We start from the raw sequence: 22,440 nt of genomic DNA, 5'->3' as shown, positions 1-22,440 counted from the left end.
AGCCCTCAAAAATGGATGCTATTCTTGAGGGCGCTGTGTATGGTACTGATCAGGTGGTCTATTTTTTGGAAGGAATAAACTTGCCTTCAATTTCATATTGATTGGCATCCAAGCCTTGGACATCCTGCAGTTTGACAATTCGATACAGCGAGTCGCTGTAATAGTCTAATTTTTCTTGACTATCGTATAAGGTATTTGTTATCGTTTTATCGATATGGATGTGTTTTACCTTTTCGTTTTTGTCAAACTCGATGCGTAGTTTCTGTATCTGTAGTTCTTTCTTTTTAGCTGTAAATTCTGTTACACAGTCTACAGCTTTGACTTCATACAGTGATGGATCGAAGTTTTTGCTGATATCGGCAGCTTGAAAAGCGGAGAGTTCATTTTTCCAGTTGCCAATTTTTAGTTCGCGTTGTTCTTTCTCACCGTCTTTGCTGACAGATTTCAGAACTGCCGGATTGAGCTGCTGCAAGCGATTGACTTCGGCATTAAAAAACGAATCGACAGAAAATATAGCTGTAGATTTTTGTGTTTTTTTTGTTGCGGATGGAGATCCACAGCTCCAAAAAAGCAGAGCACTGCCCATAAGAAGGGAAAGTGCTCTGCTGCTATTTTTAAGTAAATTATTATTCTGATACCAATACATTTCCTGTCATTTCAACGGGGATATTGACGCCTAAAAGTTGTAAGACGGTTGGGGCAATATCACCTAATTTACCATCTGCTATTTTCTTATACTGATCGTCAATTAAGATACACGGAACCAAATTGGTGGTGTGTGCCGTATTTGGCGATCCATCTTCATTGACCATAAACTCGGAGTTACCATGATCGGCCAAAATAATAAAGGAGTAACCATTTTTAAGGCCTGTTTCAACAACCGTTTTTGTACATTGATCAACAGTTTCTACCGCTTTTATGACAGCGTCAAAAACACCTGTGTGACCTACCATGTCTGGGTTTGCAAAATTCAGACAGATAAAATCTGGTTGAAGGGTCTCCATATCGTTGACGATAGCTTCTGTAATTCCTTTGGCAGACATCTCCGGTTGAAGATCGTAAGTCGCTACTTTTGGGGAGGGAACCAACAAGCGGTTTTCACCTTCAAACTGTTGTTCACGACCTCCTGAAAAGAAAAATGTCACGTGCGGATATTTCTCTGTTTCGGCAATACGCGTTTGTGTTTTATGGTTTGCTTCCAACACTTCACCTAAGGTATTGGACAAGTTGTCTTTTTGGAAAACAACTCTGACATTTTGAAATGTTTCATCATAAGAGGTCATTGTCACATAATATAGATCTAATGGTTGTAGATCATATTCTGGAAATGCCTTTTGTGTCAACGCAATTGTAATCTCGCGGCCACGATCCGTTCTGAAGTTGTAACAGAATACTACATCACCTTCTTGGATTGTTGCCACTGGCGCACCGTTTGCATCTACCAATGCAATTGGTTTCACAAATTCATCGGTTACACCTTCGTCGTATGATTTTTGGATCGATGCAACAAGGTCATTGGATTTTTCACCTTCTGCTTTTACTAAAAGATCGTATGCTAATTTTACACGTTCCCATCTGTTGTCGCGGTCCATCGCATAATATCGGCCTATTGCAGAGGCAAAAGTACCTGTTGTTGTCTTTAAATAGTCTTGTAAGTCCCTAACATAACCAATGCCGGAGTTTGGATCCGTATCACGGCCATCTAAAAATGCATGTATAAAAACTTGGTCGCTTGTCAAGCCGGCCTGTTTTGCAGCATCACATAAGCCTTTTAAGTGCTTTGTATGTGCGTGTACACCACCATCGGAAAGTAATCCGATTAAATGTACCTTTTTGTTATTTTCTAATGCATATTTAAATGCGTCTTGAATAATAGGATCCGAATTGAATACACCGTCATTGACAGCTTTGTGAATACGACCCAATTCTTGGTAGACGATTCTTCCGGCGCCAAGATTCATGTGACCAACCTCCGAGTTACCCATTTGTCCAGCAGGTAGGCCTACAGCTTCACCAGAGGCCTCTAAGCTCGAGTTTGGATAAGCTTCTAATAAATGATCTAAAAATGGGGTGTTTGCAGCTTCAACTGCATTTGATTTATCATGTTTTCCATATCCTAGTCCGTCTAGGATCATGAGTGCAACTTTTTTCTTATTCATCGTATAACAAAGATAATCTTAATTTTAGAATCTATCAACGCATCTTAAAAAGTTCCCTTGTTAATCCCTAATAATTTTATAGGTTTGTGGCATAGTTTATGTTTGGTTAAAAAGCGGAACTACCTAATGATTGATATTGATGATAGAAGCTGTTCTATAATATGTTGAGCTATATGAAATTTTTAAGCTATTGCGCATTTATACTTATTAATAGTCTTTTTGTACACACTGCGGCCTTCGGGCATTATTTAAGAGAAGTGAATACAGCGGTAAAGGTAGCTTTGCCAGGTGATGATGATTCTTTAGGAAGTATTTCAGAAGAACTGAAATCGTATTTGAAAGAAGGTAATGCAAAAAATATGGCCAAGTATTTCGGTTCAAACTTAACCTTATCTATTTTGGGGGAGAATGGCGTCTACACAAAGTATCAGTCAGAAATCATGTTGGCGGCATTTTTTAATCAGCATAAACCCAAGACTGTTAAATTGACGCAAGCCAGCAATGCGAACAATGGCTATCAATATTTTACATTTACATTAGCTACAGAACAAACAAACTATCGTGTCTTTATTAAGATCGGCGTAGGAAATAATAACCAATCTATTGAAGAGCTAAGAATCGACAAAAATTAAAGCTAGCGATGCTTTTTTTATAAATCTATTTTTCGATTAAAAAATTATTCCACATCTTAGCCCAATAAATAGTATTTATGGAGAAGGAAATCAAGGACTATCTGGCCCATTTTGTAAAACAGGCTGTCGCGGAGGATTTGGGCGATGGAGATCATACCTCACTTTCTACGATTGAGACTGGGGCACAAGGTGAAGCAAAATTGATTGTTAAGGATAATGGTATTTTAGCAGGGGTTGAAGTAGCGCAGGCGATTATTGCTTATATTGACGATAGTTTGACCTGTGAGGTGTTTATCCAGGATGGAAGTCAGGTTAAAGTAGGTGACATTGCTTTTTATGTGAGGGGAAATATCCAAAGTATTTTGCTGGCAGAGCGTTTGGTGCTGAATGTCATGCAGCGTATGAGTGGCATTGCGACAACTACCCGAAAATATGTCGACCTTCTCAAAGGTACAGATACGAAAGTTTTGGATACACGGAAAACCACACCCTTATTGCGTGTATTGGAGAAAGAGGCCGTTCGTATAGGAGGTGGGACCAATCATCGTTTTGGTCTTTTTGATATGATTTTAATTAAGGACAATCATGTGGACTATAGTGGCGGTATTGTACCGGCTCTAAAGCGCGCAAATGATTACAGAAAGAACCTAAATAAACCAATAGAAATAGAAATTGAAGTCCGAAATTTTGCGGAGCTTGATGAAGTTCTTAACTTTGGCGAAGTGGACCGAATCATGTTAGATAATTTTTCGCCGCAGGATGTAGCCAAAGCTGTTCAGATTATTGACCATCGATTCAAGACAGAGGCCTCTGGGGGAATAACTTTCGACACGATTCGATCGTATGCGGAGGCCGGGGTAGATTATATTTCAGTAGGTGCTTTGACACACAGTGTAAGGAGCCTGGATCTTAGTCTGAAGGCCAAATTAATATAAGAACTGATTTAATTAATGATATCAATTTATTTAGTAACTGCAGTATTACTAGCTTATTTGTTTGGATCCATACCTACAGCAGTTTGGTTGGGACAGGCATTTTATGGGGTAGATGTTCGTGAGTATGGTAGCGGTAATGCTGGGGCGACTAACACCTTTCGCGTCTTGGGCCCTAAAGCGGGGTCGATCGTGATGTTTGTAGATATATTTAAAGGCTGGACAGCAACAAACCTGGCTTATTTAATAGAACTGGGGCAAAATACGAGCGATGTCCAATTTGTTAACTTTCAGTTGGCACTTGGCGTTATTGCGGTATTAGGGCACTTGTTTCCTGTATTTGCGGGATTTAGAGGTGGAAAAGGGGTGGCCACACTGTGTGGTATGATCCTCGCTATACATACACCTGCCGCTTTGGTCTGTGTTTCAGTGTTTATCATCATTCTGCTGACAACCCATTATGTTTCGCTGGGTTCCATTTCAGCAGGTTTTGCATTTCCTTTTAGTTTGGCCTTTATTTTTAAAACAACCATACCTTCTGTGCTGCTTTATGGGATAGCCATTTGTATCTTGTTGTTAATTACCCATCAAAAGAATATAGAGCGTCTGTTAAAGGGACATGAATCCAAAATTTACCTCTTTAAGAAAAAGCCGAAGGAAAAAGAATAGGCACAATAATTGCATCCTCTAAAACGTATTTAATAATTGATTGTGAAATATCCATGTTGGAAAAGCTGAAAGCCGATCACCATCGCTCGGATATTCCATATGGCCATTGAAAGAAAATATATACATATGAACGGAGTGTTTAAGTATTCGGCTATGGTATTAGCGTGTGTAACACTGGCATCGGGGTTGTCAGGTTGCGCAACTTCAGCTGTTACGGGTAAAAAATATTTGAAATTGGTCAGCGCAGATCAAGTGAACCAACAAGCTGCATTGGCTTATAAAGATTTCTTATCGAAAAATAACGCTAAAGTAGTAACCGGAACTGCAGATGCAGCTATGGTGAAACGCGTTGGTAACAAGCTTGCAACGGCGGTTAACCAGTATTTGCAAAGTACAGGCCGCGCAAATCAATTTAACTTCAACTGGGAGTTTAATTTGGTGAAGAGCGATGATGTGAATGCATGGTGTATGCCTGGAGGTAAAGTTGCGGTATATACCGGAATATTGCCGGTAACACGTACAGAAGCGGGTTTAGCAACAGTTATGGGACATGAGATCGCACATGCTATTGAGGAGCATTCTGTAGCTCAGGCTTCGAATCAGATCGCTTTACAGCTGGGAGGACAGATTTTAGGTTCAGCTGCAGGGGTATCTGGAAACAGTACGCTTGGTGTTTTTAACAATCTGTATGGTTTAGGTGGCAACCTGGCGCAATTAAAATTTTCGAGAAGTGATGAATCTGATGCGGATGCAGCAGGTTTGATTATTATGGCTTTGGCAGGTTATAATCCAAATGAGGCTGTAGACTTCTGGAAACGTATGGCATCGGGTAGTCAAAAAGGGCAGCCTGAGTTTTTGAGTACGCACCCGAGTGATGAGCGACGTATAGCTGATATTCAGAGATTGATTCCAAATGCAATGAAATATTATAAAAAATAAAGAGTCAATACAATTGAAAAAGCGGAGTATGCACCTAGCATACTCCGCTTTTTTTATAAGCCTTATTTATGAAAGTATTATACGCCCGCAAAAGCATCACTAATGCCGAGTACAACACCAACGACTAGCCCCATAAAATTAAAGGCGATGGTGATGATAACCATAATGCCAATAAATTTGTAATGCTTTTTGAGGGCATCTAAGCATAATTCGAGTTGAATGCTGTCGCGATTTTCTATTGCTTTTTTTGCTTTAGATCCAAAATTATAAAGGTAATAGATGGGAAGGCAGAAGAAAGCAAGAAACAGGAGGTAAAGTACACCGAATGTGGATAAAGCCCCTGCTGTTACATATTCGTCGGCCCCAAGTGATAATGCACTGGCTCCGAAGATTAGACTGACCATGGTTATGGCAGAAATGCCGATGAAAATAAAACAGACAATGGCCAAAAAATTGGCCCATTTGGCCGCTGAAGCCAAGAAGGAGAGTCCTGCCGGAGACAATTTAATGTCTGCAGGTTCTTGAAAAGAAGAATTTTGAATACCGTCTTCCATGAAGCATAAATTATTAGGTGCGCGAATTTCTGAAAAGTTCTCGGCTTTTGAAACAAGTTTTTATATAAACCATCACGTCTATACAATCGTTTTGATTTTTTCGATCAGAATAGGTTACAGTGGCTCAAATTCGACAAGAAACTGAGTTGTTTAATAAAAGTCTCGATTGAAAGGAAATTAGTTAAAAATTTTTAAAAAGTTAAATTCCGATTGGAAGAATGTTGTTACAAAAGATTTTTGAGGATTTGATGTGGAAAATTATTTTCGATCAGTTTGTGCGGAGGGGAATGCTGGTTTAAAACATGTTACAACGTTTTTTTTGCTGATAAATTGTATGTTAATATAGTAATTATCGCCTGTATTTCATGAAGTATGTGTGGTTTAGTGTGTTAAGTTTATATTAAGTCCTTTGTAATTTGAAATCTCTTAGTAATTTTGCTTAACATTTTTTAACAAATCACATTATATGAAAAGATCTTTACTCTTTTTCGCTCTTGTTATGGCCAGCTATGGTGCTGTACAAGCTCAGGTTACGACAAGTAGCGTTACAGGTATTGTAAAAGAAGCAAACGGCAGTGTAACTTCGGGAGCAACAATTAAGGCAACGCATGTGCCATCAGGAACGGTTTATTCTGGATCCTCGAATGCTGCAGGTCGTTTTAACCTACCAGCGATGCGTGTCGGTGGACCTTACAAAATTGAAGTAACCTATGTTGGACAAAATCCTATTGTTTATAATGATGTTTATATACAATTAGGTCAGCCTTATGTCTTAAATAGTACTTTTGGAAGTAATGAGACAGTTTTAGATGAGGTCACAGTAACTAGAACAGGCGGTTCTAAAAACTTGAAGACTGGTGCTGAAACCTCTATTTCAAGAAAACAGATGGAAAATTTACCAACTGTTTCTCGTTCAATTGAAGATTTTACTAGATTGACTCCGCAAGCAGATGTGAAAGGACAGTCTGTTTCAATTGGCGGTATGAATAATAGATTCAATCAGTTCACTATTGATGGAGCTGTTACTAATGATGTGTTTGGTCTTAACGCAAATGGTTTGAACGGTGGTGGTAGTGGTACAAATCCAATATCGTTAGATGCTATCGAACAGATGTCCGTTCAAGTTGCACCGTTCGATGTTCGCTCTAGTGGATTTGCTGGAGGTGGTATTTCCGCAGTAACAAAATCAGGTACAAATCAATTTCAGGGCTCGGTTTATCATTATTTCAGAAATCAAGATTTTACTGGAAAAACCCCAAAATCTTTGGTTAAAGATGGTGAAGAGAGAACTAAATTGGCAAACTTTTCTGAAAAAACATACGGTGTGCGTTTAGGAGGACCTATTGTTAAGGATAAGTTATTTTTCTTTGTAAATTACGAACATACGAAAAATAATACGCCAGAAAATTATCCTGTAGGATCCTCAAGTTCTAATCTATTAGATGCTGATGCTAAACGTATTTATGATATTGCATTAAGTAAATATAATTACGATGCTGGTTCATATACAGACTTAGCAGATGAAAATACATCTAATAAAGTAATGACGCGTTTGGATTGGAATATCAATGAAAAAAATAAACTTTCTTTGAGATACAATTATGTGGATGGCGTTGATGTAAGCAATACTAGAACACAATCTTCTTTGACTTTTGGTAATGGTGCTATATTAAAGGATTTTAAGTCAAATACTCTTACTTTAGAATTAAGCAGCCGTATAAATAATTCATTGGCTAATAGCTTTATTGCAGGATATAGTCGCGTAAGAGATGCACGAAACTATAAAGGTCAGTTATTTCCAAATGTTCGTATAAATGTTCCTAGACAAGTGGAGGTCAATGGAAAATTAACGACTGTGACGGGAACCTACTACTTAGGTGTTGACCCATTCACTAATATTAATCAATTGGATCAAGATGTTTATACTTTGTCCAATAACTTAACTTGGTATAAGGGATTACATACATTAACCTTCGGTACGCACAATGAGTTCTATAAAATGTACAATGCATATACAGGGAATTCAAATGGCGCATTTGTATTTAGTGATTCCAAAGCAGCTGATATAAATCCGGCTACCGGAAAAGCATATACAGCGATCGAAAACTTTGAGCGTGGAATGGCTAATAGTATGCAATATGGTTATAGCAACACGGATGATCCACGTCAAGGCGCCAAGTTTAATGCTGTACAGTTAGGTTTTTATGCTCAAGATGAATTTCAAATGCAGGATAATTTGAAAATTACTGCAGGGGTTCGTGTGGATATTCCAATATATTTGGATAAACCAATGGAAAATACTGACTTTAACAATTCGATTTTGGCAAAGCAGTATAATGTACAAACCAATCGTATGCCAAGCCCAGCGTTGATGTTCTCACCTCGAATTGGATTCAACTGGGATGTGAATAGAGATCGTTCAACCATTGTACGTGGGGGAATGGGAATATTTACTTCTAGGGTTCCTTTTGTTTGGGCGGCAGGTGCATTTACCCAAAGTGGTGCATTATTGGGTGGTAATAGTCTCGGTAATGGTACAGATGCAAATGTTCCATTTATCAGTGACGTTAACAAGTTGCCTAAATATAGTGGAGCTGTAACACCATCCGGAAATATTACAGTACTTGATAAGAATTTGAAATTGCCTCAAATCGCGCGTTTCTCAGGAGGAGTTGATCAAGTATTACCGTATGGAATTAAGGGTACTTTAGAGTTCATTTACTCGAAAAATTTGAGTGCATTTAACTTTAGAGATTTAAACTTAGAACGTCCGATCGGAACCTTAGAAGGAGCTGATAATCGTTTAGTTTATGATGCGAATAATAATAACCGCCGTGTATTGGATAATTATACGGAAGTTATTTATGTAAATAATGTAAATAAAGGTTATTCATGGTCCACAACGGCTTCTTTGGCAAAAAGTTTCTTATTTGGCTTGGATGCATCAGTAGCATATACTTATACTGCTGCAAAAGATTTAATCTCTGGTACATCGTCCCAAAATCAGTCAAATTGGTATAGAGTAGCTTCTGTAAATGGTTCAAACAACGTAACCCTTGCGAATAACCCATTTAGTACAGGAAGTCGAGTTATCGGATTTTTATCTTTCTCGAAAGAATACCTTAAACATTTAGGTACATCAATATCTCTTGTTTATACAGGCCAATCTGGTGCAAGATTTTCTTATTTAGCTGGAGGTAACTTAACTGGCTATGCAACTTCATCTAGCAATCAGTACAACTTAATGTACATTCCTAGGGATCAGTCTGAAATTACTTTTGTTCAAAATGGAGATCAGACTCCACAGCAACAATGGGAAGCTTTGAATGGATTTATCGAATCAAATGATTATTTAAAATCCAGAAGAGGTCAATATGCAGAAAGAAATGGCGCTAGATCACCATTTTCTCATAAGTTTGATTTGAAAATTGTGCAAGATTTGTTTACCAACATCGGAAACACTAAAAACAAACTTCAGCTTTCGGTTGATATCATGAACGTTGGTAACTTGTTAAATGGCAATTGGGGTAAACAATATACTGGGGCAGGAAGTTTCTGGGACAATAGTTTTATACCTGTTACATTTGCGGGATATGAAGGAACTACAAAGAAACCTACTTACAGGTTGTCTAATATAAATAATAATGTACCTTATTATGTGCAAGACATATATTCAAGATGGTCTGCACAAGTGGGAATTCGTTATATCTTCAACTAGTCTGAATAACCCATTTAAGAGAAAGAGGTCGCTGTAACTAATATGGCGACCTCTTTTTTTATATCCATTTAGTTCTCTTCTCTTTTGAATTTATATTTTATCTTCTAATTGTAAATTGATTACGCAAAATCAAAATAGGTATTAAGTATCTCGAATAATTCGCTTGATAAAAATAAAAGATAATCACAGGTTACAAGTTTCTCTAGATATTATCAATGCTGGTAACGTGTTGAATAGCAAATAGGGGGTACGAAAATACCTAATATTACCAACCTAATGCAATATCAGGGTGTGGCTAACAATAAGCCTACTTATACTATTAACCAAAATCTTAAAGAGCAGACTTTCAGAAATAATACAGGTATTGATTCCAGATACTCAATGCAGTTAGGTATTCACTATATCTTTAATTAATGATAGGCTAACTACATTAAAAACTCGAAAAGCCGATCGATTTGATCGGCTTTTTTATTTAATAATAGACAGTATTTTAGAGAGTATCGCAATCCATTTTACTTGAATAAAAAATTCCGTAGACCATTCAGTTATACCTAAGTTTAGTTTTTTTCTTTTTTTTTCATAAATAGAAAGGTGTTTTTGATTAATTAACGATTTGTTTACTGATGGTTTTCTTGGTTTTATTATATTAGTGTATAATTAATTGACTATATTTTATGAAAAGAATTTTATGCATTCCATTAGTATGGATCTTTCTGCTATTACATTCATGTAATAAGGCTGATGTTACTTCGATTGAAATATCACAAAATGATGTTTATATTGAAAAACTTAAAGCACTGGGTTTCGATTTATCGCAGGGTTTTTATGAGGATGATGGTGGTTTTATAGTTGAAAATGATATTTTTCTCTCTAAAGAGGATATCGATTATCATTCAAATAGAAAATTACTTGAAGTCGTGAAGTTACATGATTTGAGTACTTATGCTTCACTGAATTCTGCAAAAGCAGGTGGAGGTAAAAAATCACAATATCGTACTACAAATATTGTTAGTTTCATTGATCACAGTTCTTACACAAAAACAATTTCTCTCTATTTAGATCCCTCATTAAATAACGTTCTTGGAAATGGATTAGATCAGGCTATCACTCGTTATAACAATCTAGACATTGCGCTAAAATTTATTCGGGTTCAAAATGCAAATGTTGCCTCAATAAGAATTACCCCGGCGGACAATAGCACACCGAAAAAGTACCTTATGAAAGCTGGATTTCCACAATCATCAGGAGCCCCGTATAATAGTATTTTAGTCAATACCAACTACTATAATAATAATACAATAAGGTATGATATTGCTTCAACATTGGCGCATGAAATTGGTCATTGTATAGGCTTAAGACATACCGATTATATGAATCGTGTGTTTAGTTGTGGCGCTGAAACTGATGTAAATCCAAATGAAGGATCTGGAACTGATGGAGCTGTACATATACCAGGAACTCCTACGATTCCCGAGTATAATTCCTTTATGTTAGCTTGTACTGATGGCGTAGATAGGCCGTTTACTCAAAATGATATTTTGGCTCTCAAAACACTTTATCCGTTAAAAGCCCCGTCTTTTTATGTTGCTTTGAGCACTATTATTCTAGAGGATAGATCATCTTATAGTTCTTGTTGTGATTATAATGATTATGATGTTAAATATGAAGCAAAATTCTATAAAGATCAGGCTGGTACAACTCCATATTACCCTACTTCTCCATTTGTTCTTCGTGGAGCACTTTTTCACAATAATTCGTTTGTTCAGCAATTAAATATAAACATTCCCACAGGAGTTCAATCCTATGATTTGGGAACATATACTAATTCATCTGTATTAGAATGGGGAACGACTGTATCTCAGGATGAACATCAAGTAATAGTTTATCCAAGTTATGACCTTTATTTAATGAGGTAGTATATATCAAGATAGTATAAGAGATAATAGAAAAGGTCAAGATTATATCTTGATCTTTTCTATTATAATAATCAATCTTTCCACCTAAACGAACAAAAACTACCCCCTTAATACAGACTGGCTTGCTGATATTTGGCTTATAACTTAATTATAAACCCAACTGATGATGAAGCAGTTCTGTATGTCCATACTCCTGGGTATTGGCGTCTGCATGTCTCTTTGTGCATTTCCACAAAGCACAGGCCTGGTTAATTGGCCGGCGCAGGCTGACCCCAGATTAATAGGTGAGCTCGTGGCTCAACGTTTTGTGGCAAGTCCGCATAACAGTTTTAAACCGCCAGCTCCACCAAAAAACATTACTTATCCCGAAGTATGTGCCTGGTATGGGGCATTGAAGTATGCCGAAGTGAGCAACAATAAGACCTTATTGACGCAATTGACACAACGCTTTATGCCTTTGTTTGACATGGAAAAGCACCTTGTTCCGCGACCTTGGCATGTGGACTTTTCCGTCTTTGGAACGGTTCCGCTGGAAATCTATCTGCAAACAAAAAACAAGAAATGCTATACCATGGGAATGCGTTTTGCAAATGCACAATGGTCCATTCCGATTGACTCCCCTCAGGTTGTAAAAGACGGTTATCAGAAATTTCTCGATAAAGGACTTACCTGGCAGACCCGCTACTGGATTGACGATATGTATATGATTACCATGATTCAATCAAAAGCCTTTCAGGTAACGGGAGATCAGCACTATATTGATCGCGCAGCCCATGAAATGGTTGTCTACCTCGATACTATTCAAAAGGAAAATGGTCTTTTTTATCACGCACCGGATGCACCTTTCTTTTGGGGCCGCGGGAATGGCTGGATGGCCGCGGGAATGAGCGAATTGCTCTCTTCATTAAAGAAGGATAACCCCAATAGACCCAAAATATTGGCTGCTTACCGCAAAATGATCACAAGCCTAAAGAAGTATCAGCGTCCGGACGGCCTTTGGGGGCAATTGATTGATAAACCTGAATCCTGGGTAGAAACTTCGGGTTCTGCCATGTTCACTTATGCCATTATTATGGGCATAAGACAGGGATGGCTCGATGCGGAGGAATATACGCCGATCGCACGCAAGGCATGGATTGCTCTGACGGGCTACATCAACAAAGATGGTGATATCAGCAACGTCTGCGAGGGTACCAACCGAAAAAATGATTACCAGTACTATCTCGATCGAAAACAGAAAACAGGGGATATGCACGGCCAGGCGCCCATACTTTGGTGTGTGTATGCTTTATTAAAAAAATAACCAGCTATGATGAGATTATGGACAATTTTGCTGCTTTTGTTTGCGACAGCAGCATCGGCACAACATATTCGTTGGCAGGAACAATACCCCGGTGTATGGAAAGGAACATTTGGCAAACCCGATAATTATATGCTGCTGTCTGCGGCAGGTACGACACCTCAGGCTGCGACCCTCGAACGGTTGCAGTCTGTCGATTTTCCATTACCCAAGATGGAGGTGCATGCCGAACTGATCGATGGTAAAACATACCTGCGGTTCCCGCTGCAAAAAAATGAACAGATCTACGGATTGGGACTTAATTTTCAGACGGTACATCAGCGGGGGAAGATTCTTAATCTGCATGTCGACCATTACGGTGGCAAAGATAATGGGCGCACCCATGCACCTGTTCCGTTCTACGTCTCTTCCAGAGGATATGGTGTATTGGTCAACTCAGCACAATATTTAACGTATTATGTGGGAACAGGCGTACGGAAAGATGCTAAAGTTCCTGCAGAAGTAAAAGATCGCAATACCGATAAAAGTTGGAACTCCCGGCCTTACTCCGATGCGGTGGAAGTATACGTCCCTACAGAAGGGGCGGAAGTTTATGTATTTGCAGGCATCAATCCGCTCGATGCCATAAAACGCTATAACCTCTTTTGTGGCGGTGGTGCCCTGCCGCCGAAATGGGGGCTTGGTTTTACACAACGTGTACAAAAGCTTTATACGGCAGATGAGGTGATCAAGGAGGTGGCGGAATTTGAGGAACATGGCTTCCCGCTTGATTTTATTGGGCTCGAACCCGGCTGGCAGTCCAAGGCTTACCCTTGTTCTTTTGAGTGGGATAAGGGACGTTTTCCAAACCCGGCAGCCTTGGTAAAGAAACTGGCCGATAAAGGTGTGCGTCTGAACCTATGGACAAACCCTTATGTCTCTCCAGAATCTCCTGTCAGTAAAGCGATTGAACCTTTTACCGGCTCGCATACGGTGTGGAATGGGACTGTCCCTGATCTGAATCATCCAGACGCAAAACGCATCCTTGCAGGCCAACTGAGCCGTTCGCAGATCGATATTGGCATCAGCGGATATAAGATTGATGAAGTCGATGGTTACGACTATTACCTTTGGCCCGATATGGCTAAATTTCCCTCGGGTATCAGTGGGATACAAATGCGGCAAACCTATGGTGTACTTGCACAAAAATTGACCGACAGTCTATACCGCCAGCACAACAAACGGACGTTTGGACTGGTGCGTGCATCCAACGCCGGAGCCAACAACATGCCCTATGTGATCTATAACGACTATTATAGCCATCAGGACTTCATCACTGCACTGGTCAATAGCGGGTTTTGCGGCGTACTGTGGACACCAGAGGTGAGGGGCTCCAAGACAGGCGAGGAATGGTTGCGCCGTTTCCAGACTGTTGTATTCTCACCAATGGCCATGATCAATGCTTGGTCGAGTGGAACAAAACCCTGGTCTTTTCCTGAAGTGGCCGAAAAAGTGAAGTACTATGCGCAATTGCGGATGGAATTGATGCCTTATCTCTATTCTGAATTTGCAAAATATCATTTTGAAGGAACTCCTCCCTTTCGGGCCATGGTGCTGGAAGAGGGATTTCAGGGGCAAACAAACGCAAGCCTGAGCAATCAGGATCTGGAAACAAATCCTTATCTGGAAGCGGTAAACAAGGAGGTAAAAGATCAGTACATGTGTGGCGAATATCTGTTGGTGGCGCCTTTATTTACAGGCGAGTCGACTAGAAAGGTGCTTTTGCCTAAGGGTAACTGGTATGATTTCTATTCGGGCCGTTATGTCGGTAATGGCGAGGAAATCGTTGCCAAACCCGAAGACGATCGGATACCCGTCTATGTAAAAGATGGTGGCATTATTCCAATGACGACAGCACGGCTTCATGCGCCTGCAGCAGGAGAAAAAGTGAACCTGATTATCCGACATTATGGGGAGAAGGAGGGGATGTATAACCTGTATGACGATGATGGTCTGAGTTTCGATTATGAAAAAGGGGCCTATTCTTGGCGTAGGATAGTCCTGAAAAGAAATGCGTCCGGGAAACTGGAAGGCGATATCTCGGCACCAGACAAAAATAAACCGAATACGATAGGTACAGTAAAGTTTGAATTTATGGGGCAATGATATTGTTTTGAACAATAATCTATGTTTTAAGCGCCTAAAAACCATTTTTTACTGCTAAAAAGACCAAAAAATACACTGTTTAACCTCGCGGATTGACTGATATTTGAGGTAACTGATTATAAAAAATAACCAATTTATTAAATGCATGGCCGGGTTATCGATCATCTTCTCATGATAGACAATCGCCATAAAAACTGATTTATTATGATAAAAAGTATCACAAAAATGGGGTGCTTTGTACTCTTCCTATTTCTAGCCTTGGGGAGTATAGCCTTACCGGTCTTTGCCCAACAAAACATTCGGCTTTCAGGAAAGGTGACCAACAAAAAAGGAGAGGCATTGCAGGGAGTCACTGTTCGTATCAAAGGGAAAAGTCAGGGGACAAGTACAGATGCCACGGGGAAGTATCAGCTGGAGGTTGCATCATCCAGTACCGTTGTCTTTAGTCAAGTAGGCATGAAAGAGCAGGAGCGTACTGTCGGTAGCCAGCGGCAACTTGATGTCACCTTGGAAGATAGTGACAATGCGCTGGATGAGATTGTTGTTACGGGTTATGGTGGTGTTGCAAAGAAACGTGACCTTACGGGCGCTATATCTTCCGTCAATGCAAAGAAAATCGAAGAGCGTCAGCCCATTAACCTTTTTGATGCCTTACAGGGGCAGGCTGCCGGAGTTCTTATTGTCAATGACGGTGGTGGGGCACCTGGGGCGACAGGATCTATTCAGGTGCGTGGTACCTCCACATTGAATGGGGGAAATGGTCCTTTATACTTGGTCGATGGAGTAATTAACCCCGATGGTGCCACCATAAATCCAACAGATATCGAGAATATCGAGGTCCTCAAAGATGCTGCTTCTGCATCTATTTATGGATCGCGTGCAGCCAATGGCGTAATCCTCATCACAACCAAGCGTGGATCAGAGGGAAGACCCATGGTTAATGTCAATTACAATCATCTTTTCGGCCGTCTAGCTCATTATATCCCTGTGAGTAATTCTGCTGAAGTAAGGGCTTTCCGATATATTCAAGGCCTCAATACCAATACGGATTCCATCAACCCAAGTTTCAATTCGGATAACGATTTACAAAGACTCTTATTGGGAAATCTTGCTCAAAAGAAGGAAATCAAAATGAGTGTATCAGGCGGTCAGAAAAATCTCCGTTACTACAGCAGTTTGAATTACCTGGATGATAAATCGATTATTTTGAATAGTTACGCCAAGCGTTTACAGTCACGTATCAATGTTGAATATCAGTTTTCATCCAAATTGAGGTATTCCAACAATATTTCTTTTTCATGGCAAAAAGGCAATACCATTCCAATCGGCAATACGATCCGCGTCGTGATGGACCGTCCGGCTTATTCCTTGATTTACTATCCTGATGGATCTTTAACAAGCTACATCGGTTCGAAGCGAAATCCAGTCGCCAACGCCTTGTTTGAAAAAAATATCGATGAAACCTATTCCGGGCAATTGAACAATCAGTTGGATTATCAAATTCGGGACGACCTGAAATTTACGACCTTGTTTAATGTGCGGTTGGACAATTTACAGAATACCCAATTCTCACCACGTTTTTTATCGGCAAACAAGGATCAGAATAGCGGAACAAACGAGTTTAATAAAACGTTCACCTGGGAGTTTCAATCCTATCTAAATTATAACAAGACTTTTGCACAGGACCATAACGTCACGGCCTTATTGGGATTCAGTTCGGATCGCAGACGCTATGACCGTTTTCATTCTGAATATATGAATAGCGTCAATGAGGAAGTTCTGGTGACTTTTCCAGATTACCTCACGCCGTCAAAAACCTATACCACAGCAACGGCCAACGCATCTGCCTCTGTTTTTAGCCGGATTGGCTACAATTACAAAGGACGTTATCTTGTTCAGGGATCCTACAGAAGGGATGGTTCATCGCGGTTCGGCGCGGCAAATAAATGGGGAAACTTTCTCTCAGCATCTGCTGCCTGGCGTTTTTCGGACGAGAATTTCATGAAATGGGCGAAACCGGCATTGGTAGATGCTAAATTAAGATACAGCATTGGACAGCTTGGAAACGATAAAGTAGGCGATTATGAATCGTATACAAAAGTAGCTTTCGGCGGGTCTTATAATGGTGTCGGCGGAGCTGCATTGACAAGTACATTTGGAAATAATCGGATCAAGTGGGAAACAACCACCCAGAACAATGTGGGCTTAGACCTGACTTTCTTAAATGGCCGATTAGGATTTACGGCAGATTACTATGTCAAGACCACCACAGATCTACTGTATCCACGGGAGCTTGCCAAGGAAACCGGTTATGCAAAAGTGAATGTCAACCTGGGAACAATTCGCAACCGCGGAATGGAGTTTGTAATTAGTGGAAAACCAATCATAACACGTGATTTCAGCTGGGAAGTGAATGGTAATATTTCTTTTGAACGCGGTAAGATTGTGAAGCTGGCCGATGGAATTCCATTTTTCCCGGGCAATAAATGGTACGCGGAAGAAGGCGGCCGTATCGGAAATTTCTACGGCTGGCGCAATTTAGGGGTGTATGCCTGGGACGAGTCCAATGCCTACAATGATAATTGGGAGAAATTGACACTCGTACTTGACGATCAGGGCAAACCAATGTATCGTGATGGAAAAGCAGTCTATACCTTCAATGGTAGCGATTACCAGGGTACAGTACATCAGCTATATGCGCCCGATGGTAAACTGAAAGGTGGAGATGCTGAATGGCTTAACAATAAGAAAGATAGTTTGATCAATGACGAAGACCGTATGATCCTCGGCAATGCGACACCAAATTTCTACTTTGGTTTTATGCAGACCTTTAGATACAAACGATTTACCCTAAATGTACTCTTTAATGGTTCATTTGGTGGTGAAGTTTACAATGCGCTGCTGCAACGTCAAAATTATCCGACCAACACAGGAGCAGGCTCTCCGGATATGGTCTATAATGTATGGCGCAAACCCGGCGATGTGGCCAAATATCCAAATTATGTGGAGAGAAACAACCGTGGAAACCTAAAAACTAACCAGAATAGCCTTTATATCGAAGATGCAACATTTGTTCGTTTGTCAAGTGCACGGTTGGCCTATACCTTCGATCCGCAGTTGATCAACAGATTAAAAATGAAAGGGCTTACAGCCTTTGTTTATGGAAGCAACCTGTTGACATGGACCAATTATAGGGGCTACGATCCCGAATTCAGTACAAACAATCCGCTGACACCGGGAGAGGATGATGGCCGTTATCCGAGGAGACGGGAGTTTGGATTTGGCGTAAATATCAATTTTTAGCATTTATCGATTAGGGTAAGTTCCGTCTGAAGGATGGGACAGATAAAATATTTTTGACATGAAAACAAAGATCTTAGCACTGTTACTGCTGTCAGCTACATTGGGAGGCTGTAACAAATTCTTGGAAGAGAAACCGCTGGCCGAAGTTGCGCTAGACCAGCATTATAAAAACTTATACGATGTGCAGGCCGCAATAGCCGGAATGTATAGCGCCTTTCAGCTCGAAATGGTAGGTAAGGGAAATTATCAGGACAACAAAGACAATTATCTCGAAAAATACCTGTATTGGGGCGAGTATCGTGCCGATAATTTTGACCGTGCAATTAGTTACACCAAAGACTATGTGGACGAGATCGTATTAAATAGCCTTACGCCAACCAACCAGTTTTCAGACTGGAGCGGGCTCTATACCGCCATTGGGCGTATCAATAACAATATCAAGTATATTCCAAAGGCAGCCGAGTTGGATAGCCGTATTACCCCGGAGATGCTTAAGGATTATCTCGCGCAGTGTTATGCGCTTCGAGCGATGTGTTATTTCTATCTCGTCCGTGTATGGGGTGATGCTCCGATATGGCTTGAACCTTATGAGGATGTACAGCAGCCCGCTGCCAGCGCACGTGAACCGAAAGATAAGATATTGAACGAGGTCATTATTCCAGATCTGGAAAAAGCCTATTCTCTGGTCGATAAAGATGCGAAAAACGCCCTATGGACAATCGGCGGGGCAGGAATATGTGCGATCATGTCCGATGTGTATATGTGGAAAAAGGACTATCAAAATGCAACAAAATGGATCACACGCCTGTTTTTGACAAAGTCTCCTACAGGAGTGAGCTATGCCGGAACCAATGAAACCAATTTGCAGGATGGCGCAAGCTGGAAGACTATTTTTGTCAATCCAACTTCGAGTAAAGAAACGATTTGGAGTATCCACTGGGACTACATAAAAAATGGCTGTGCCTGTATGCAAACGTCGTGGTCTCCGAATAATAAGCAGATCATAGTCGATGAAGGAGTGTGGGCAACCTGGTTTCAGCCACAAACGACAACCTCGCCAAGTCCTGATATTAGACCACAACAAACATTGGATGTCTATTTTGGATTGCCAAGCAACAAGAGAGATCGCTTTATCAAGTGGTATCCAACCGATGCAAATCCAACCAAAGCGGATCCATGGCCGGTGACAAATCAGGCCCTCCCGGTTTATTTGACCATGTACCGACTGAGTGACATGTATCTCTTATACGCCGAAGCGTTGAATGGCCTCGGTGACCGAACCAATGCCCTCAAATATTTAAACTTTGTCCGCAAGCGTGCACGCCTGCCACAATATGATGCGAATGATGCATCTATTGCTACAAGCTACCAATTGGAAACGGCGATTTTGGATGAACGTCGTCTGGAACTTTTTGGTGAAGGTAAAAGGTGGTTTGATCTGGTGCGCACTGGACGTGTGAAGGACGTGATGGACCCAATCTTGAAACGTAGACAGGAAGAAGCGGGTAATTTAGATAAACCTGGATTCCTAGATCCAACAAACAGAGTGTATTGGCCTATTCATCGGAATGTTTTAAACTCCAATAAATCATTGGTTCAAAATCCCGGATATACAGATTAATAGAAGAATTTAAATCAGAGAGTCATGAAAAGAATGTTTAAGACCAAATGGACATATAGCGCTATCATCGTAGCAAGTCTATTAATGACAAGTTGTTCACTTTTCGATTTGGAACTGCAAAAAGATTACGACTACGAACATAAAACTTTAGATCCCAATATCGGGATAAGCGCACGGAAATTTTTGGAGAACCGATCGTATGAGACGGTAGAAAATCCAACGGATACAGTTTTCAAATGGATGCGGAAGGGCTTAGAATATGCAGGAATTCCATTGGAAGAATTTGAAAAAGCCGATCGAACCTTTATTTTCTTACATAATGAAGCCATAAAGACCTGGGATACTAAAACGAAGAAGGTGACAGCAGGTCTGTTTTTTGACTTTCCAATTGTGACCGGAGTGGACGGAACAGGCAAACCGATTACGAGACCGGCAACAAAATGGGAAGAATACAATAAAGATGATGTCCGTAACTATTTCCTTTATCTTATGCTGCAAGGGAATTACAACTTCGATAAGCTGACCATTGAAAATATAAAAGCCAAAACGATGCTTCCAGCGAACACTGTTGCCAGCAAAAGTTCTTTATTGGGATACATGAATGAAGGCAAAGGTTTTGATCAGGAAGGGCTGATGGTGTTACGTCTGGTCAATAACAGTGATTTGGCGCCGATTCAGATTAACAATAAAACAACCAATCGATCCGGGGGGTATATTGTGACCAATGGCGTGGTTCATGTCTTTGGAAGCAAGGGCAATACAACAGTTTATCCTTTTTCGGGAGCACTTTAACGAAAGAACCTTTTAAACAAATTTAAATATGATCAAAAAGAATTCAGTTATTGCTTCACTTCTGCTGCTATTGGCGGTAGGAACTAGCTGTGAGAAATCGCCAGCCGAAAAACTCACTTTAAACAGTATTGCTTGTGTGCAATGCCACAGCATTCAGTCGGCAGCGGATCTTCAGGCACTGAGCTTACAGCCCGGAGACACGGTCATTATGAAGTCCGGCCAATGGACCAATCAGGAACTAACCTTCAGTGCTCAGGGGACAAAACAGCAGCCTATTGTATTGATAGCAGAGCAGCGGGGGGCAGTTATCATGAAAGGTACTTCTTCTGTTAGTATCACGGGACAATGGTTAGTTGTGGATGGACTTGTATTCCAGGAAGGGTATACGACAGGCAAAAATGTGGTGGATTTCACTTCTTCCTCTTCAAACTGTCGCCTTACCAATACGTCAATTGTGGACTATAATCCGCCGGCAGCAACGACAGATTATCGTTGGGTTTCCATTAACGGTTCCTATCATCGCATTGACCACTGCTATTTAAAAGGAAAGACCCATCAGGGACCGACCATGGTCGTATGGGGGACCAGTAAACCAATGAAACACCGAATTGATCACAACTTCTTTGGCGAGCGTGCTGCGGTACCGGATAATGGTGGGGAAACCATCCGTGTCGGAACCAGCGACTGGTCGATGACAAATGCACTGACAACCATTGAAGATAATATTTTTCAGCGCTGTAACGGTGAAACGGAAATTATATCCAATAAGATGGGGGCCGATACGATCCGCAACAACTATTTCTATGAAAGCCAAGGAACTTTATGTCTGCGGCATGGCAATGGATCAGCCGTTTATGGCAACTATTTTGTAGGTAATGGCAATAGCGCCGCTGGCGGTATTCGTATCATAGGTGAAGATCATCTTGTCTACAACAATTACTTCCAAAATATGGCCGGCACGGGACAAAAAGCTGCGTTGGCCATTATGGACGGTGTACCAAATTCACCTTTAAGCGGTTACTTTCAGGTAAAACGCGTGAAAGTTGTTGCCAATACAATGATCAAGTGTAAGCAGTCATTTGATATAGGTTCAGGTAAAGGTGGCAATAGCCGGACATTGCCGCCAACGGATGGGAATATCGCAAATAACGTGGTTTCTCAATCTGCCCAATCTACCATGTTGACCTTTACCGATCAACCGGTCAATTTTGTGTATCAGGGAAACATTGTTTTCGATGTACCGACAAGTCAACAGCTGCCGGCTGGATTTACCCGAGTTAATCCACAGTATACGCTAACAACAGATGGCATCTATGAGCCTACGAGTAGTAGCCCGGTATTGGGTGCCTTTGTGGGAAATTATCCTTTTGCTACAGCAGCAGATGCAGGGGCGCCTAAACTGGATACAAAACACCGCGATCTGCTGAAAGCCCAAAATATAGGTCCTGTATTTATGACCGGCCTGGGAAATAGTTTGGTCATTAATCCTTAAAAGACACTAAACATTATTTTATGCGGGGAATAAACGATTTGTTCCCCGCTTTTTTTCGGTAAACAATGCTTCTATTTACCGCATATAATTTTGAGATCAACGGAAACATACTGCTACCAAGTTATACCTAAAAACAATTTTCAATCAGTATTTAGACAGTAATCAGTCAGTGTTTATTCAGTCATCACTGAGCAAGCACTGAACAAGCACTGAACGAGCACTGAACAAGCACTGTAAAAAGACCGAACTTGGTCACCCTCTGATCTTC

15 protein-coding genes are annotated in these 22,440 nt (G+C 40.6%); 12 read left to right on the top strand and 3 right to left on the bottom strand.

Translation table 11 applies throughout. From position 1 onward, the window contains the following. Positions 1–58: 58 nt before the first annotated feature. Both M2419_RS05890 and gpmI read right to left on the bottom strand, forming a co-directional pair. Complete coding sequence (locus M2419_RS05890) at positions 59–646, bottom strand: hypothetical protein (protein WP_201669461.1); 588 nt, start codon at positions 644–646, stop codon at positions 59–61. Then, a complete protein-coding gene (gpmI, locus tag M2419_RS05885) occupies positions 627–2,159 on the bottom strand; it encodes a 2,3-bisphosphoglycerate-independent phosphoglycerate mutase (protein ID WP_182330854.1) in 1,533 nt (510 codons plus the stop codon). Before gpmI ends, M2419_RS05890 begins: the two co-directional genes overlap by 20 nt. A gap of 173 nt (positions 2,160–2,332) precedes the next feature. On the opposite strand from gpmI, the gene M2419_RS05880 reads away from it, so the two are divergent. The 4 genes from M2419_RS05880 (at position 2,333) to M2419_RS05865 (ending at position 5,331) form a co-directional block, all read left to right on the top strand. Further along, the gene (locus M2419_RS05880) at positions 2,333–2,791 is read left to right on the top strand and encodes a DUF4783 domain-containing protein (RefSeq protein ID WP_159731685.1); all 459 of its coding nucleotides are present in this window, start codon (positions 2,333–2,335) and stop codon (positions 2,789–2,791) included. A gap of 77 nt (positions 2,792–2,868) precedes the next feature. Then, complete coding sequence (gene nadC / locus M2419_RS05875) at positions 2,869–3,726, top strand: carboxylating nicotinate-nucleotide diphosphorylase (protein WP_259254502.1); 858 nt, start codon at positions 2,869–2,871, stop codon at positions 3,724–3,726. 15 nt (positions 3,727–3,741) lie between these two features. Beyond that, positions 3,742–4,392, top strand: coding sequence for a glycerol-3-phosphate 1-O-acyltransferase PlsY (gene plsY / locus M2419_RS05870; RefSeq protein WP_075993893.1), 651 nt, complete (start codon positions 3,742–3,744; stop codon positions 4,390–4,392). Positions 4,393–4,518: 126 nt separating this feature from the next. Further along, positions 4,519–5,331 carry a M48 family metallopeptidase gene (locus M2419_RS05865; protein ID WP_153845179.1) on the top strand — a complete coding sequence of 271 codons (813 nt, stop codon included), beginning with the start codon at positions 4,519–4,521 and terminating at the stop codon, positions 5,329–5,331. A 77-nt stretch (positions 5,332–5,408) separates the two neighbouring features. Here M2419_RS05865 and M2419_RS05860 read toward each other — a convergent pair whose 3' ends face one another. Further along, positions 5,409–5,885 carry a hypothetical protein gene (locus M2419_RS05860; protein WP_159731681.1) on the bottom strand — a complete coding sequence of 159 codons (477 nt, stop codon included), beginning with the start codon at positions 5,883–5,885 and terminating at the stop codon, positions 5,409–5,411. Between the two features lie 466 nt (positions 5,886–6,351). On the opposite strand from M2419_RS05860, the gene M2419_RS05855 reads away from it, so the two are divergent. The 8 genes from M2419_RS05855 (at position 6,352) to M2419_RS05820 (ending at position 22,172) form a co-directional block, all read left to right on the top strand. Further along, entirely contained in the window at positions 6,352–9,603 is a 3,252-nt protein-coding gene (locus M2419_RS05855; RefSeq protein ID WP_159731679.1) for a carboxypeptidase regulatory-like domain-containing protein, read from the top strand. Between the two features lie 674 nt (positions 9,604–10,277). Beyond that, positions 10,278–11,519: a M57 family metalloprotease gene (locus tag M2419_RS05850; protein WP_153845182.1), complete on the top strand. Its 1,242-nt coding sequence runs from the start codon at positions 10,278–10,280 to the stop codon at positions 11,517–11,519. 163 nt (positions 11,520–11,682) lie between these two features. Beyond that, positions 11,683–12,822 carry a glycoside hydrolase family 105 protein gene (locus M2419_RS05845; RefSeq protein WP_259254499.1) on the top strand — a complete coding sequence of 380 codons (1,140 nt, stop codon included), beginning with the start codon at positions 11,683–11,685 and terminating at the stop codon, positions 12,820–12,822. A gap of 6 nt (positions 12,823–12,828) precedes the next feature. Beyond that, complete coding sequence (locus M2419_RS05840; protein WP_259254498.1) at positions 12,829–14,964, top strand: TIM-barrel domain-containing protein; 2,136 nt, start codon at positions 12,829–12,831, stop codon at positions 14,962–14,964. Positions 14,965–15,168: 204 nt separating this feature from the next. After that, a complete protein-coding gene (locus tag M2419_RS05835) occupies positions 15,169–18,267 on the top strand; it encodes a TonB-dependent receptor (protein ID WP_259254497.1) in 3,099 nt (1,032 codons plus the stop codon). A gap of 58 nt (positions 18,268–18,325) precedes the next feature. Continuing rightward, positions 18,326–19,888: a RagB/SusD family nutrient uptake outer membrane protein gene (locus tag M2419_RS05830; RefSeq protein WP_182330859.1), complete on the top strand. Its 1,563-nt coding sequence runs from the start codon at positions 18,326–18,328 to the stop codon at positions 19,886–19,888. Positions 19,889–19,912: 24 nt separating this feature from the next. After that, on the top strand, positions 19,913–20,680 hold the full coding sequence (locus M2419_RS05825) for a hypothetical protein (protein ID WP_182330860.1): 768 nt from the start codon (positions 19,913–19,915) through the stop codon (positions 20,678–20,680). A gap of 28 nt (positions 20,681–20,708) precedes the next feature. After that, complete coding sequence (locus M2419_RS05820) at positions 20,709–22,172, top strand: polysaccharide lyase 6 family protein (protein ID WP_182330861.1); 1,464 nt, start codon at positions 20,709–20,711, stop codon at positions 22,170–22,172. Positions 22,173–22,440: the final 268 nt, after the last annotated feature.

Source organism: Sphingobacterium sp. BIGb0116 (assembly GCF_024808035.1).
Taxonomy (GTDB): Bacteria; Bacteroidota; Bacteroidia; order Sphingobacteriales; family Sphingobacteriaceae; genus Sphingobacterium; species Sphingobacterium paramultivorum.
This window is presented reverse-complemented; position numbering and strand designations above follow the sequence as displayed.